Source organism: Sediminicola arcticus (assembly GCF_040566695.1).
Lineage (GTDB): Bacteria > Bacteroidota > Bacteroidia > Flavobacteriales > Flavobacteriaceae > Sediminicola > Sediminicola arcticus.
Window position 1 is genome coordinate 527,335 of sequence record NZ_JBEXAE010000002.1, and the last position, 13,394, is coordinate 540,728.

Genomic DNA, 13,394 nt, shown 5'->3' on the forward strand with positions numbered 1-13,394 from the left:
CTTTTATCTTTAAGTTTTAGACTTTTATTATAAGCTATCACAGTGAAGTAGTCTATTTTCTTTTTTTACAGGAGTTTGAGTTGCACTACCCCCGTCTTTTTCTTTCAACATCATATTGATCAATGTATTGCGTTCTTGATCTATTGATTGTCTCAGTTGCTTGTCTTTTTCCAAATCAAAATATACAGCTCCATCAATGATTGTCTTTTCCGCTTTTGCGTAAATAGACAATGGACTGTTGTTCCATAAGACTACATCAGCATCCTTGCCTTCTTTGATACTACCAACACGGTCATCTATGTGTAATAATTTAGCAGGATTAATGGTGACGGTTTTCCAAGCCTCCAATTCAGTCATGCCGCCGTATTTTACAGTTTTAGCAGCTTCTTGGTTTAGTCTTCTGGACATTTCTGCGTCATCACTGTTTATGGCAACGGTTACTCCTTGGCTGTGCATGATGGCTGCATTATAAGGGATAGCATCATTTACTTCAAATTTATAAGCCCACCAATCGCTAAAGGTAGAGGCTCCTGCTCCATGTTCCGCCATCTTATCGGCAACCTTATACCCTTCAAGGATATGTGTAAAGGTATTGACCCTAAATCCAAATTTATCGGCAACCTTCATTAACATATTTATTTCGCTTTGTACATAAGAATGACAGCTAATAAAACGCTCTCCATTTAAGATTTCAGCAATGACTTCCATTTCCTCATCATAACGAAATGGCTGACCGCTTTTCTTTTTAGCATCGTATTCCTTTCCTCTTTGGAAATAGTCCATAAATACCTGCTCAACCCCCATTCTGGTTTGTGGAAAACGATTAAAACTTCCCCAATTGGATTGTTTTACATTTTCACCCAAAGCAAACTTTATAAATTTTGGGGAATTGCTATAAATCATCTTATCTGCAGTTTCTCCCCATTTAAGTTTTATTATTGCCGAGCGACCTCCAATAGGGTTTGCAGAACCGTGTAGTATTTGAATAGAAGTGACCCCACCTGCAAGGTCTCTATAAATACCAACATCCTCTGAGTCCACAACGTCCTCCATCTTCACCTCTGCAGAAGAATTCTGTCCTCCTTCATTTACTGCAAGAGCGGCGATATGACTGTGTTCATCAATAACACCAGCAGTAAGGTACTTTCCGGTAGCGTCTATTACCTTAGCCCCACTGGAACTTAGATCTTTTCCGATCTTAGAAATTTTTCCATTCTTTATAAGTACATCAGTATTTTCCAATATCCCAGCGTCTTCGCTAGTCCATACCGTAGCATTTTTAAACAACATGGTTTCTTGTACCGGTTTAGAGGCATAACCATGACCAACGTTAGGATAGGTAACTGGAACCACTACACGTGCTTCCTTGTCTTTCTTCTCCTCCTTTTTCTCGGTAAAGGCTTTTGTTTTCAGGGCGTTAAAGGAAGACTCATCTCCATTTGGTAGCACAAGGCGACCATTTATATTATCAGAAGAAGGAACTACCAGGGCAGTCATTCTATAAATTTTTTCACCTTTATCTGTGTTGAAGCTAAGATCCAACCAGTTATCGTCAAAACTGATTTTTGACTTCAATTTAACGGTGTCTTGGGTGATTTCTGATTTTGGTTTGTTGACCTCTCCTGAAATGGCCACCTTGTAGGTAACGCCACCAATGGCTAGGTCATAATCTCCACGGATATCTTTTTGATCCTTGCTGTTTACAATATTTTTTGTTCCCTGTACCCAGTTTTCATAAAGTGTGGTGCCCTTGTCAAAAATATCTCCTGAGGTAATCAAGAAGTTGGCATAGCTTCCTGGATTGAGGGATCCAATGCTGCTTGATTTACCTAAAATACTTGCTGGCACTGTGGTTAATGCTTCTAGTGCCTTTGTTTTTGAAAGTCCATTTTCTATGGCCTGCATCAATTTATCTTTAAAAGCAGCTGGAGATTTTAAATCGTGTAGTGTCAAGGAGAATGAAACGCCATTAGCTTCCATTATTTTGGGATTGGCAGGAGCTTGGTTCCAATATCTCATATCTTCCAATGTAACATAGGACGCTTGGTAAGGGTTAGAGACATCATAGGCATCCGGGAAATTTAATGGTAAAATAAATTTAGCGTTGGTGCCCTTTATTTCATTAATGCTCTCGTATTCGTTTCCTCCTCCTAGGATGACATACTGTATGTTGTTGGCATCCCCAATTTTATCAGCCCTTAAGGCATTTCCTTTGTCCTTTGCCTCAAAAATGGATATTAGCCCCTTGTTTTTGTTCAAGGCTTCCAAAGAAAGATCCTTGGTTTTGGAGTTGCCTTTACTATACCAATCGGCATCGCTGTACATTTGTCTCAATAGAGCCATTGCTCCCATTAATGACCCAGGGTAGGACTGGGTTTTGGCTACGCTCTTATCAAAAGAGAAATATTGTGCAGAAGCATCATCCAAGATTCTATCGGCATCATTGCCACCTCCATTTAAGGCTACTAGTATTCCCGCTCCGCGAGCAATACCATCTTGAATGTGGGAGTTAACCACCCCAAAGCCTGCATCACGTATTTCCTTGGCTTTTTTATCATCGTACTTGAAGACCGAAATTGCTTTATTTTCAGGCATAACATGGTCATTCCAATAGTAACCTTCCCTAGATGGCTCATATTCTCCGCTTCTTCCACCTCCACTGGCTCTTTTTGGTTTTTCAACTCCAAAATCGGAATAGATATCTATAAATGAAGGATAGATCGATTTTCCATTTAAGTCAATAATTATTGTGCTTTTTGGTAAGGTTACCGTTTTACTTGCCTGTACTACCTTACCATTTTGGATTAGTAATGTACCACCATCGATAATCTGTGTTGGGGTTACATAAATTTTTGCATTGGTAAATGCCGTGTAGTTGTTGTTTGTTGTTTTTACGCCATCATTTTTAGGAAAATAATCTTGTGCAAACAAAGTTGTGCTCGACCATAATATGGTCAAGACTAGAAGTCGCATTTTCATTTTTATATAGGTGTTTTTAAATTAGTCTCTTTAAAGGTAGAATTCTTAAGATTCTTTTAACGCCTATTCACTTTTCTTTAACACTATAATGGGTGTTGTTCGTGGTAATTTATGAGGAGAGATACCACTGCATTGTAGCTTTCAATACCTTTAGACTGGTTATTGGCCTTCAAAAAGGTATCGAAAATAGATTTAAACACGGGTTCTGTAGGATTTTCATAGGTCGACCAGAAATCGGAGATCTCTTTGTAATTCATTTTTACGCCACTATTTATGGTTCCCAATAACCTTTTAAATGTAGGTTCGTCCCTTTTCTTAATATCAGAAAGGCAATAGGCAAGGGCATAGGCATAAGCAGAATATTTAAAATACATATCCCTATTGGAGACAGTCACTAGATACCCAATAAAATTCGTCTCATTTTCAGCTGAATAGCCCAATTGGTGACCCACTTCGTGGCCTGCGACTACCGGAAACCTAAAATTTGGAAGTAAGGCATTTACTTGTGCCTCGTTGGTAAATGGATTTAAATAACCTCCATAACCCATATAGGAAAGGCCAGTGCTAAAAAGAGAAGTTTTGAGACTAGGGCGTTGGTAGTTAAATATGGAATATTGTGAATTTAACTCTTCGTAGCCTTTTATGGTTTTTTCCAGTATTTCCTTTTTAGAATAAGGTACCGTAACCATTAGTGTACTGTCTGCAGTAATGAGTACTTGGGTTTTATTTGTTTTGTCTATCAACTTTTCAACAAACGATACCAAGGCTTGTCTGCTGTTGGTCTCTTCCAAAGATAGCGTCTCGTTTAAAGGAACCCTATAATAATTTAGACCCCAAAGAAGATGAAAAGTGAAATATGCAGTGGAGAGTACCACAAAAATATTTCGGATAAAGGACTTGGGCTGTTGTTTTATTTTTTTTATGTTCAAAATTAAATAACGTACGATGGCCAAGAATAACAAGGCATAAATGATATCCCCAACTGAAAAAGGGAGCCATCCAAAAATAGTTCTAGAGATTTTAGATAGGAATTGGTACAATCCTAAACTATAATACGATTCTATGAATCTTGGGTATTGTCCTATCCATTTAACCAGAATTATTTGCGGGATTATGGATAGGGCAATACTATTTTTTAATCGGTTGTTCATCGAATCAAAAATAACCAATCAGAATTAGTATTTGTAGATCAATGCTCTAATTAATTGTTAAATGGGGATAACTATGGGATAGTGTTTTTTCAATGTGTATTTTTGAGTTCAATTTTATAAAACTTATGAATAAAGAAGTACGTCAATTGGAACCCGTTAATGTTTGGAACAAATTCGCAGATTTAAATGCAGTTCCAAGGCCCTCAAAAAAAGAGGAAAGAGTTATAAAATTTATGTTGGATTTTGGGACTTCATTGGGATTGGAGACTTTTAAAGATGAGGTTGGTAATGTGATTATCCGCAAACCTGCTACCGCAGGGATGGAGAATAGAAAAATGGTTACGCTACAGTCGCATTTGGATATGGTGCACCAAAAAAACACAGACACTGTATTTGATTTTGATAGCCAAGGAATAGAGATGAAGATTGAAGGGGATTGGGTAAAGGCAAAAGGAACAACCCTTGGGGCTGATAACGGTATGGGAGTTGCTGCCATTATGGCTTTATTGGAAAGTGAATCAGTGGCCCATCCTGTATTAGAGGCCTTGTTTACGATTGATGAAGAAACGGGGATGACGGGTGCTATGGGACTCAAGGGAGGCGTATTGCAAGGCGAAATATTATTGAATCTGGATACGGAAGAAGATGATGAGATAGACATAGGTTGTGCAGGGGGAATTGATGTTACAGCAACAAGAATATATAAGGAGGTAGCCGTTCCCAAGAATCATTTGGCCTATACAATCACTGTGAAAGGGTTGCAAGGAGGACATAGTGGTATGGATATCCATAGAGGTTTTGGAAACGCTAATAAAATAATGAACAGGTTGCTGTATATGGCTTGTGAAGATTTTAAGGTTGGAGTTTCTGAAATTAATGGGGGTAGTCTACGCAACGCTATTCCAAGAGAAAGTTTTTCTGTGGTGGTGGTAGATGAAAAGCATAAGATTCATTTTGAAAAGGCGATATCGGATTTGGTGGAAATTATTAAAGATGAACTAAAGTATACAGAATCTCATCTAGAAATAGCTTTAGAGAAGAGTGCTTTGCCTACTTTAATCATGGAATTAGATACTCAGTTAAAATTAATAAAAGCCATCTATGCTGCAAAAAATGGTGTGTATGCTATGAGCACAGCAATGGACAACTTGGTGGAAACTTCTAATAATATAGCTAGGGTGACTGTAAAAAATGGCTTATTGGAAGTAATGTGCTTAACGAGGTCTTCCGTAAATACCGCTAAATTGGATTTAGCAAATTCTCTAAAATGTGCTTTTGAACTAGCAAAGTGTGAGGTGTCCCTAAGTGGCGATTATCCTGGGTGGAATCCCAATCCAGATTCGGCTATTTTAAACGTGTTAGAAAAGAAATACAAAGCGGTCTTTGGTGAAAGTGCCAATGTTGTTGCTTGCCATGCTGGATTAGAATGTGGAATTCTTGGAAAAAATTATCCTAATATGGATATGATCAGTTTTGGTCCAACTATAAAAGGAGCCCATTCCCCAGACGAAAGGGTAAGTATTCCATCGGTGCAAAAGTTTTGGAATTTTTTATTAGAAATATTAAAAGATATTCCCAAGACATAAAAGTGGTCTACTGGTCAATATGAACATTTAACGTAATGCTATTGCATAAGTCGCTTATAATTAGTAATTTAAGGTTTGTCTTAAAAAGAGCTAATTATGGGAATCAAGAGTTTTCAAGGGCCAATGAAACTGCGGGAAGTAAAGGATGATGTCTCGTTGAAGGTTAGTGATTATATGACTAAAAAATTGATCACCTTTAAAGCAGAACAATCTGTGGAAGAGGTAATAGTCCAATTGATCAACTACAGGATATCCGGTGGACCGGTCGTGAATGATAATTATGAACTTATTGGAATGATCTCTGAGGGAGATTGTATCAAACACATCAGTGAAAGCAAGTATCACAATTTACCGGGAGAGACAAGGACCGTTGGCCAACATATGATTTCTAATGTAGAGACCATAGATGGTAATATGGATATATTTGATGCCGCTAATAAATTTTTGAAGGCCAAAAGACGACGATTTCCTATTGTAGAGAACGGTGTTTTGGTGGGTCAGATATCCCAAATGGACATTCTTAAGGCAACTATAGAATTAAAGTCACAAAGTTGGTAGAAAATCTTGGAGTTGCTTATTGAATTTACTCCTGAATTGATATTCCTAAAACAAAAAAAGCTCGCAATTTGCGAGCTTTTTTTATGCCTAATAAACTTGGTTATTCTGACATTCCCGTAATTTCCAAATCAAATACTAAATCGGAATTTGGTGGAATTACATTCCCTGCACCAGAAGGTCCGTACCCTAAATGAGACGGAATGAATAAGCGTACTTTATCACCTACCTTCATAGATAATAATCCTTCTCTGAAACCAGCTATTAACCTTGCCTCAGGACTATAATCCATGGGCATAGCGTCATATCCGCCTTCTTCTTTTCTTGTAGCGTCAAATTTGCCATATTTTACGGCTACAGCCTCTACGTTACTGTCGAACAATTCTCCAGATTCTAAATAACCGGCATAGAATACGTTTACTTGTTGACCTATTTTTGGAGATTCTCCAGTTCCCTTTTGTATGCTATATATTTGTAATCCAGAAGCAAATGTTTCTGCTTCTGCTTTCTGTTTCTCAATTTCGGCGGAGAAATCGGCCTTCATTTTTTCCATGGCTTTTACTTTTGCTTCTTCTTCTGCAAAATAATCGGTCATGATTTTAACCGCATCAAACTTTTTGGCTTCCTTTCCATTTCGGATAATCTCTACTTTGTTCATTACCACATCTTCAATAGGTCTATCTTTTGTCATGGGTTCTAAGGAAGTCTTTACATTGGCAATACTATCAACAACATCCAAGCCAACTACAACCTTACCAAAAACGGTATGTCTTCCATCTAGGAATGGGGTTTCTTTATGAGTGATGAAAAACTGACTTCCGTTAGTGGTTGGTCCAGAATTGGCCATAGAGAGTATGCCAGCTTTGGAATGTGTAAGGGAATCATTAAACTCATCCTTGAATTTATAACCTGGATTTCCTCTTCCGGTACCCGTAGGATCACCTCCTTGGATCATAAAATCTTTTATTACTCTATGAAAAACCAGTCCATCATAATATTTTCTACCTTTTAAGCTGTCACTTACAAATGGACTGGTCCCTTCTGCTAAGGAGACAAAATTAGCAACGGTAATAGGGGTCTTTTCGCTTTCCAATTTAATGATGATATCGCCCTTATTTGTTTGGATATTGGCGAAAATCCCATCCCCTAAATCGGCATGTTTACTAGATTTACAACTGCTAAGTGCAATGGCTACCACCACAAATAATAAATATGTTTTCTTCATTTTTAAATACATTTAATTTTGGATACTGTCTTGTTGTTTTTCTATTTTTAAAAGAGTTATGGTTGATTTTATGGGTATGTTGGTGCCTATTTTTTTTTCATCTCCATGGTAGCCATAGCCTAGGGAAGAGGGGAATAGAAAGGTAGCGGTTTCACCCTCCTTCAAAAGTTTTATACTATTTCTTAAACCGGGAAATAGGTTTTGTTTATCCACCTTGTATTGTATGGTGCCCATTTCTTCACTAGTATAAATAGTGTCGTTGGAAAAACTTCTCAAATTATAGGTGAAACTCACCAGATCGTCAGGTTTTGGGGTATAAGTGACAGAATCATTTTTGACATCATAGTAATACCATGAGCCTTTAGAACTAATCTGATAGCTATGTGCGGTATCCTTGGCTATGATTCCATTGATTAGCTTTTCTTCTTTTGCAAGCAGCTCTTTGTTTCGTTTTATAGTTTCTTTGAAAAAACTACCTGTTCTTACTTCTAGGGGTCTTCTTGGTTCTGCTTCTTGGCAGGACACCACGGATATTCCCAAGACTAAAAGGGCTAAAAAATATTTCATGCTTTCAATTGTTCTTTATAGTTGTCTAGTAGTGATACAAAATACGCAGCTGTGTCTTCTAAAGAAACATCACTTTTCCCTCCAGCGGCGTTGGTGTGTCCACCACCTTGAAAGTGCTTTTTGGCGAATTCGTTCACAGAGAAATCACCTTCGGATCTAAAGGATATCTTGACAATACCATCTTCTTTGTTTTCAATGAAAATAACTGCTAAACAAATTCCGTCCAAGGTTAGTCCATAATTTACAAACCCTTCTGTATCCCCTTTTTTATAGTGATTGCCATCTAGTTCTTCCTGACTTAAAGTGATATAGGCCGTATGATACTCCTCTAATATCACCATATTTTTAAGGGCACATCCTAAAAGATGTAGGCGACTTGGGGTGTTGGTATCAAAAACCTTATTGTGGATTTGAGTGTTGTTGGCACCTTTGTCTATTAGATCGGCAGCAATCCTATGCGTTCTGCTTGTTGTAGAGAGAAACTTAAAAGAACCTGTATCCGTCATAATCCCCGTGTAAAGGCAATTGGCAATATCTGAATTGATCTGATCCTTATGACCCAAGAACTCTATAAAATTATATACCATTTCACAGGTAGAGCTCATGCTCACATCTGAATACATGAGATCTGCATAGTCACCTGGAGCCTGATGATGGTCTATCATTATAAAAGTAGCCTTGGCCTCTTCCAAAAAGGGCTTCATTTGGTCAATTCTTCCAAGATGGTTGAAATCCAATGTGAATATTATTGTGGCCTCTGAAATTAGTTGTTTGGCATGAAGAGTATCTTTTTCAAAATTCACAACATGTTCATGGCCAGGCATCCATTTTAAAAACTTGGGATAATCATTCGGTGAAATTATTGTTGCTTCCTGCCCTCTGTTTTTTAAATAGTGGTAAAGGCCCAAAGTTGAACCCATAGCATCTCCGTCCGGATTTTTGTGTGGTACAATAACAATTTTTTGAGGCGAGGATAATATTACCTTAGTAGCTTCTATTTGCTGTAAATTCATGGGTGCAAAGATACAATTTTATAACATAGACTTAATTCTTAAAGCCCTATTTTTGTAACTGCAAATAAAATAAAAATCTGTGAAAAAAATCAGCTTTCCACTTGTTTTACTTTTCCTGTTACTGGGATGTAAAACCAACAAAAAAGTTGTTCTCCAACAATTAATAGAATCAGACTTTACCATAGCGTTTGGCTCTTGCAATAAAAGTAATGTAAACAATCTTTTATGGGATGACGTATTGGCTACGGATCCCGATGTTTGGATTTGGGGAGGAGACATTATCTATGCAGATACTGATGATATGCAGAAGCTAAGGGCCATGTATTTGGATCAGGATAGGGTAGAGGAATATGCTCTTCTAAAAAGTAAAGTACCCGTTATAGGTACTTGGGACGATCATGATTATGGGTTAAATGATGGAGGGGTAGAGTTTAAAGAGAAGAAAGCCAGTCAGCAAGAATTTCTGGATTTTATGGATGTTCCCAAGGATAGTCCCAGACGGAGTAGGGAAGGGGTATACGCGAGTCATGATTACACTACGTCAGAAGGAAGTATTAAGGTACTTGTCTTAGATACAAGATTTTTTAGAACTGCCCTAACCCCTGATAGAGAAACAAGTAAAAGGAACAAACCCAACTCGTATGGAGAAGGAACCGTTTTAGGAACAGCACAATGGGCATGGTTGCAAGAGGGATTGAACTCTTCTAGGGCAGATTTTAATATCATTGTTAGTAGTATACAGTTCCTGTCTAATGAGCATGGGTTTGAATGCTGGGGAAATTTCCCTCATGAAATTGATCATTTGAAAAATTTAATAGTCTCCTCCAGGGCAAAGGGAGTGGTCGTTTTGAGTGGCGATAGGCATATATCGGAATTTTCCAAGACTAAGGTGGATGGACTTTCTTATCCCTTGATTGATTTTACAAGTAGTGGACTTACCCATGTATATGCTAGTTTTTCTGGAGAACCTAATCCATTCAGGGTTGGAGAGGTGGTTTCTAAGAAAAGCTTTGGGCTTTTAGATTTTGACTTTAGTAAAAAAAAGGTGCTCTTCAAGATGATTGGGGATGATGGTGAATTGTTGGGGGAACTAGAACAAAACTATTAAGGCTTGTGGGTTAATGAATAAAACGTATTTTTGCGCAAAATTTTAAAAGAGATGATTACAAACAGGACATTTACTATGATCAAACCCGATGCGGTTGAAAATGGTCATATTGGTGCAATTTTGGAAAAAATTACTTCTGCAGGTTTTAAAATTGTTGCTATGAAGTATACGCAGTTGAGTTTAAGGGACGCAAAAGAATTTTATGGTGTTCATAAAGAGCGTCCATTTTTCGGGGAATTAGTAGAATTTATGACTAGTGGACCAATTGTAGCTGCTATCTTAGAAAAAGAAAATGCAGTGGAAGATTTTAGAGCTCTAATAGGTGCTACAAACCCTGCTGATGCAGCTGAGGGTACTATCCGTAAATTGTTCGCAACTTCTATAGGAGAAAATGCAGTGCATGGCTCGGACAGTGATCAGAATGCAGCTCTAGAAGGTGCTTTTCATTTTGCTGGAAGAGAAATATACTAGTAGAAGACCAAAATCTACTGAGGGCCTACAAGGATTTCTTGTAGGCTTTTTTATTAGCGCAAAACCAATTTTTTAACCAATTCCTTACCCATTTCTTCGTTAATCATGGTGATTATTTTTGATTTTCCATGACTCAATTCTTCCCTGAGAACAGAAGAGGAGAGGGAAACAAAAAGCGTTTCACTTCTCAATTCTATGGCTGTTGTGTAATTGTTTACCCCATTACCCATAAGATTGGCCCAAGCATCCCGAACATTTACCTTATCCATGCCGGTCTGCAATTTATTCACTTTAATGAATTCTTGCAGCGCTTCACTTAATGGAATGTTGTCGTTCTTTCTTTTGCCCATTATTCATTAATATTTATAGGTTCGTACCTTTTGTAGTGATAGGTAATTCCTTCTTTATTGATTACCGAAAATGTATTGTCCGATAAGGCTGCCAATATTTCGCTCCATTCGCTATAGTTATTCTTATAATGTAACTCAAAGGAGTCTTCCTTTTGCATGATTAAAAAGGATTCTGCATCATCATTGGCAAAATAGGTGCCTTCGAATGTGGGCTGTACCTTTTTTCTGAAACCTTTGAAACCTGCTATTTCAATAAAATCTATGGTAGTATTGGCTTTATATTCTTTTGTGTTGCCGTCTGGGAATTCCACTTCGCTAATTTCCCAATAGCCGTTTAATTTGCTCAGATCACTTTCGGAAATAGTCCTCTGGCAGCTTAGTAAGCATATAAGAGCAAAAATGTACAGGAATGTTCTCATATTATAATTTAAAAATTTTATAGGACTTATGGATTGTTTTTACAACTTCTTCTGTGCGGTCGGCATGGGTATCACTAATAAATATTTGCCCAAAATAATCATCATCCACTAGAGAAACTATGTGCGCCACCCTGTTTTCGTCCAGTTTGTCAAAGATATCATCCAAAAGTAAAATTGGGGTAGTTTTTGCTTGGTTTTTTATAAAATTGAACTGTGCTAATTTTAAGGCAATCAGAAAAGATTTTTGTTGTCCCTGAGAACCAAATTTTTTAATAGGATACTCTTCAATTTCAAAGTTGAGGTCATCCTTATGGACTCCAACTGAGGTATATTGAAGGGCTCTGTCTTTATCTAAGCTTCCATCCAATAGGGAAAGAAGATCATGGTCCAATAATTTACTATCATAATTGATATGAACGAGTTCTTTACCGCCAGAGATTACTTCGTATTGTTCCCTAAAAATAGGAATGAATGCTTCTAGGAAGGACACTCTCTTAGTGTAAATTTCTGCACCATACTTCTCCATTTGCTCATTGTAAACAGATAAGGTGGTGCGGTCAAAAGTATGGTTGACGGCAAAGTATTTTAAAAGGGAATTTCGTTGGGCCAATACCTTATTGTAACTCATCAATGAGGACAGGTATGACTTGTCCGATTGGGAAATGACCCCATCCATAAACTTTCTCCTGGTATCACTCCCCTCAATAATGAGATCCCTGTCTGCCGGTGATATAATTACCAAAGGCAGAAAACCAATATGGTCAGAGAGCTTGTCGTAGGCTTTTCCGTTGTGCTTCACGACCTTTTTCATGCCTTTTTTTAAACTACAGATGATTTTTTCCTCCCTGCCGTCTTTTTCATATTCCCCATCAATGACAAAAAAATCTTCCCCGTGTTTTATATTTTGGGTAGCCACTGGGTTGAAGTAACTCTTACTAAAAGAAAGGTGGTAAATAGCATCCAATATATTGGTTTTGCCTATTCCATTGGGCCCTACAAAACAATTTATCTTATGATCAAATTCGAAGTTTTGGGAGTCGAAATTTTTATAATTTATAAGTGCTAATTTATTCAGAAACATTCCGTGAGGTAACAGTTTTATTTTTCAATAGCTAAGGATCGTGCAAATTATCGAAAAATAACGAATAAATAACCTTTCGGATTTCAATAAAAACTTTATTTTTGCGCGATCAATAAATTTAAAAATGGCAACATACAATAAGAGAGGTTACAAACCAAAGAGTAAAGCTGAAGAGATTGAATTGGATGAGCAGAACAGTACAACAGCCGAAGTTTTTAGTACTCTGGACGAAAGTGCTTCTAAGACTGAAGAGTGGGTTTCCCGCAACCAAAACTACATTCTAGCTGTTATTGGTGTCATCGCGGTAGGGGTTTTGGGGTATTTAGCCTACAATCAATTTGTATTGAAACCAAAAGAGGCAAGTGCCGATAATGAAATGTATTATCCACAGCAATATTTCGATCAGGCATTGAACAGCACTACAGAGCGCGATTCATTGTTTACGCTTTCACTTAACGGAGCAGAAGGCAAATACGGATTTTTGGATATTATTAAAGAGTACAGCGGTACAAAGGCAGCGAATGTTGCAAATTATTCTGCTGGTATGGCTTATTTGAATATGAAGAATTATCAGGAAGCTATTAATCATTTAGAGGACTTTTCCTCTGATGACTCTATATTGGGTGCTCTTGCAAAAGGAGGTCTTGGAGATGCTTTTATGCAATTGAACCAGTCGGAAGATGCACTTTCATATTATGAGAAAGCTGTAGCACACAGTGATAATAGTTTTACAGCCCCTAAATTTTTATACAAGGCAGGTATTACAGCGTTGGAATTAAACCAAAGTGATAAAGCTTTGGAATATTTTCAAAGAATTAAGGACGATTATGCTTCTTCTGACGAAGCTAGAATGATAGATGCTTTTATTGGAAATTCCCAAAGACAATAG

General features: G+C 37.5%; 13 protein-coding genes. 5 read left to right on the plus strand and 8 right to left on the minus strand.

Translation table 11 applies throughout. The features are described 5' to 3' along the window. Positions 1-27: 27 nt before the first annotated feature. Both ABXZ36_RS06185 and ABXZ36_RS06190 read right to left on the minus strand, forming a co-directional pair. Positions 28-2,979, minus strand: a complete 2,952-nt coding sequence (locus tag ABXZ36_RS06185) for an amidohydrolase family protein (RefSeq protein ID WP_354614621.1) — start codon at positions 2,977-2,979, stop codon at positions 28-30. An 83-nt stretch (positions 2,980-3,062) separates the two neighbouring features. Next, the gene (locus ABXZ36_RS06190) at positions 3,063-4,130 is read right to left on the minus strand and encodes a DUF3810 domain-containing protein (protein ID WP_354614622.1); all 1,068 of its coding nucleotides are present in this window, start codon (positions 4,128-4,130) and stop codon (positions 3,063-3,065) included. Between the two features lie 125 nt (positions 4,131-4,255). On the opposite strand from ABXZ36_RS06190, the gene ABXZ36_RS06195 reads away from it, so the two are divergent. Both ABXZ36_RS06195 and ABXZ36_RS06200 read left to right on the plus strand, forming a co-directional pair. Beyond that, on the plus strand, positions 4,256-5,716 hold the full coding sequence (locus ABXZ36_RS06195; protein ID WP_354614623.1) for an aminoacyl-histidine dipeptidase: 1,461 nt from the start codon (positions 4,256-4,258) through the stop codon (positions 5,714-5,716). A gap of 96 nt (positions 5,717-5,812) precedes the next feature. Further along, a complete protein-coding gene (locus ABXZ36_RS06200) occupies positions 5,813-6,274 on the plus strand; it encodes a CBS domain-containing protein (RefSeq protein WP_354614624.1) in 462 nt (153 codons plus the stop codon). 100 nt (positions 6,275-6,374) lie between these two features. On the opposite strand, the gene ABXZ36_RS06205 is transcribed toward ABXZ36_RS06200, so the two are convergent. The 3 genes from ABXZ36_RS06205 to ABXZ36_RS06215 are packed head-to-tail and all read right to left on the minus strand — an operon-like array spanning position 6,375 to position 9,076. Beyond that, positions 6,375-7,496 carry a peptidylprolyl isomerase gene (locus ABXZ36_RS06205; RefSeq protein ID WP_354614625.1) on the minus strand — a complete coding sequence of 374 codons (1,122 nt, stop codon included), beginning with the start codon at positions 7,494-7,496 and terminating at the stop codon, positions 6,375-6,377. A 12-nt stretch (positions 7,497-7,508) separates the two neighbouring features. Beyond that, on the minus strand, positions 7,509-8,063 hold the full coding sequence (gene gldI / locus ABXZ36_RS06210; RefSeq protein WP_354614626.1) for a gliding motility-associated peptidyl-prolyl isomerase GldI: 555 nt from the start codon (positions 8,061-8,063) through the stop codon (positions 7,509-7,511). Next, entirely contained in the window at positions 8,060-9,076 is a 1,017-nt protein-coding gene (locus ABXZ36_RS06215) for a DHH family phosphoesterase (protein WP_354614627.1), read from the minus strand. The genes gldI and ABXZ36_RS06215 overlap by 4 nt, the downstream gene beginning before the upstream one ends. 79 nt (positions 9,077-9,155) lie before the next feature. On the opposite strand from ABXZ36_RS06215, the gene ABXZ36_RS06220 reads away from it, so the two are divergent. Both ABXZ36_RS06220 and ABXZ36_RS06225 read left to right on the plus strand, forming a co-directional pair. Next, positions 9,156-10,184, plus strand: coding sequence for an alkaline phosphatase D family protein (locus tag ABXZ36_RS06220; RefSeq protein WP_354614629.1), 1,029 nt, complete (start codon positions 9,156-9,158; stop codon positions 10,182-10,184). Between the two features lie 51 nt (positions 10,185-10,235). Next, a complete protein-coding gene (locus ABXZ36_RS06225) occupies positions 10,236-10,655 on the plus strand; it encodes a nucleoside-diphosphate kinase (protein WP_354614630.1) in 420 nt (139 codons plus the stop codon). Between the two features lie 53 nt (positions 10,656-10,708). Here ABXZ36_RS06225 and ABXZ36_RS06230 read toward each other — a convergent pair whose 3' ends face one another. The 3 genes from ABXZ36_RS06230 to recF are packed head-to-tail and all read right to left on the minus strand — an operon-like array spanning position 10,709 to position 12,505. Next, positions 10,709-11,005 carry a DciA family protein gene (locus tag ABXZ36_RS06230; protein WP_354614631.1) on the minus strand — a complete coding sequence of 99 codons (297 nt, stop codon included), beginning with the start codon at positions 11,003-11,005 and terminating at the stop codon, positions 10,709-10,711. Then, on the minus strand, positions 11,005-11,424 hold the full coding sequence (locus tag ABXZ36_RS06235) for a hypothetical protein (protein ID WP_354614632.1): 420 nt from the start codon (positions 11,422-11,424) through the stop codon (positions 11,005-11,007). The genes ABXZ36_RS06230 and ABXZ36_RS06235 overlap by 1 nt, the downstream gene beginning before the upstream one ends. A gap of 1 nt (position 11,425) precedes the next feature. Further along, a complete protein-coding gene (recF, locus tag ABXZ36_RS06240; protein ID WP_354614633.1) occupies positions 11,426-12,505 on the minus strand; it encodes a DNA replication/repair protein RecF in 1,080 nt (359 codons plus the stop codon). 124 nt (positions 12,506-12,629) lie between these two features. Here recF and ABXZ36_RS06245 point away from each other — a divergent pair, with 124 nt between their 5' ends. Next, complete coding sequence (locus ABXZ36_RS06245; RefSeq protein ID WP_354614634.1) at positions 12,630-13,394, plus strand: tetratricopeptide repeat protein; 765 nt, start codon at positions 12,630-12,632, stop codon at positions 13,392-13,394.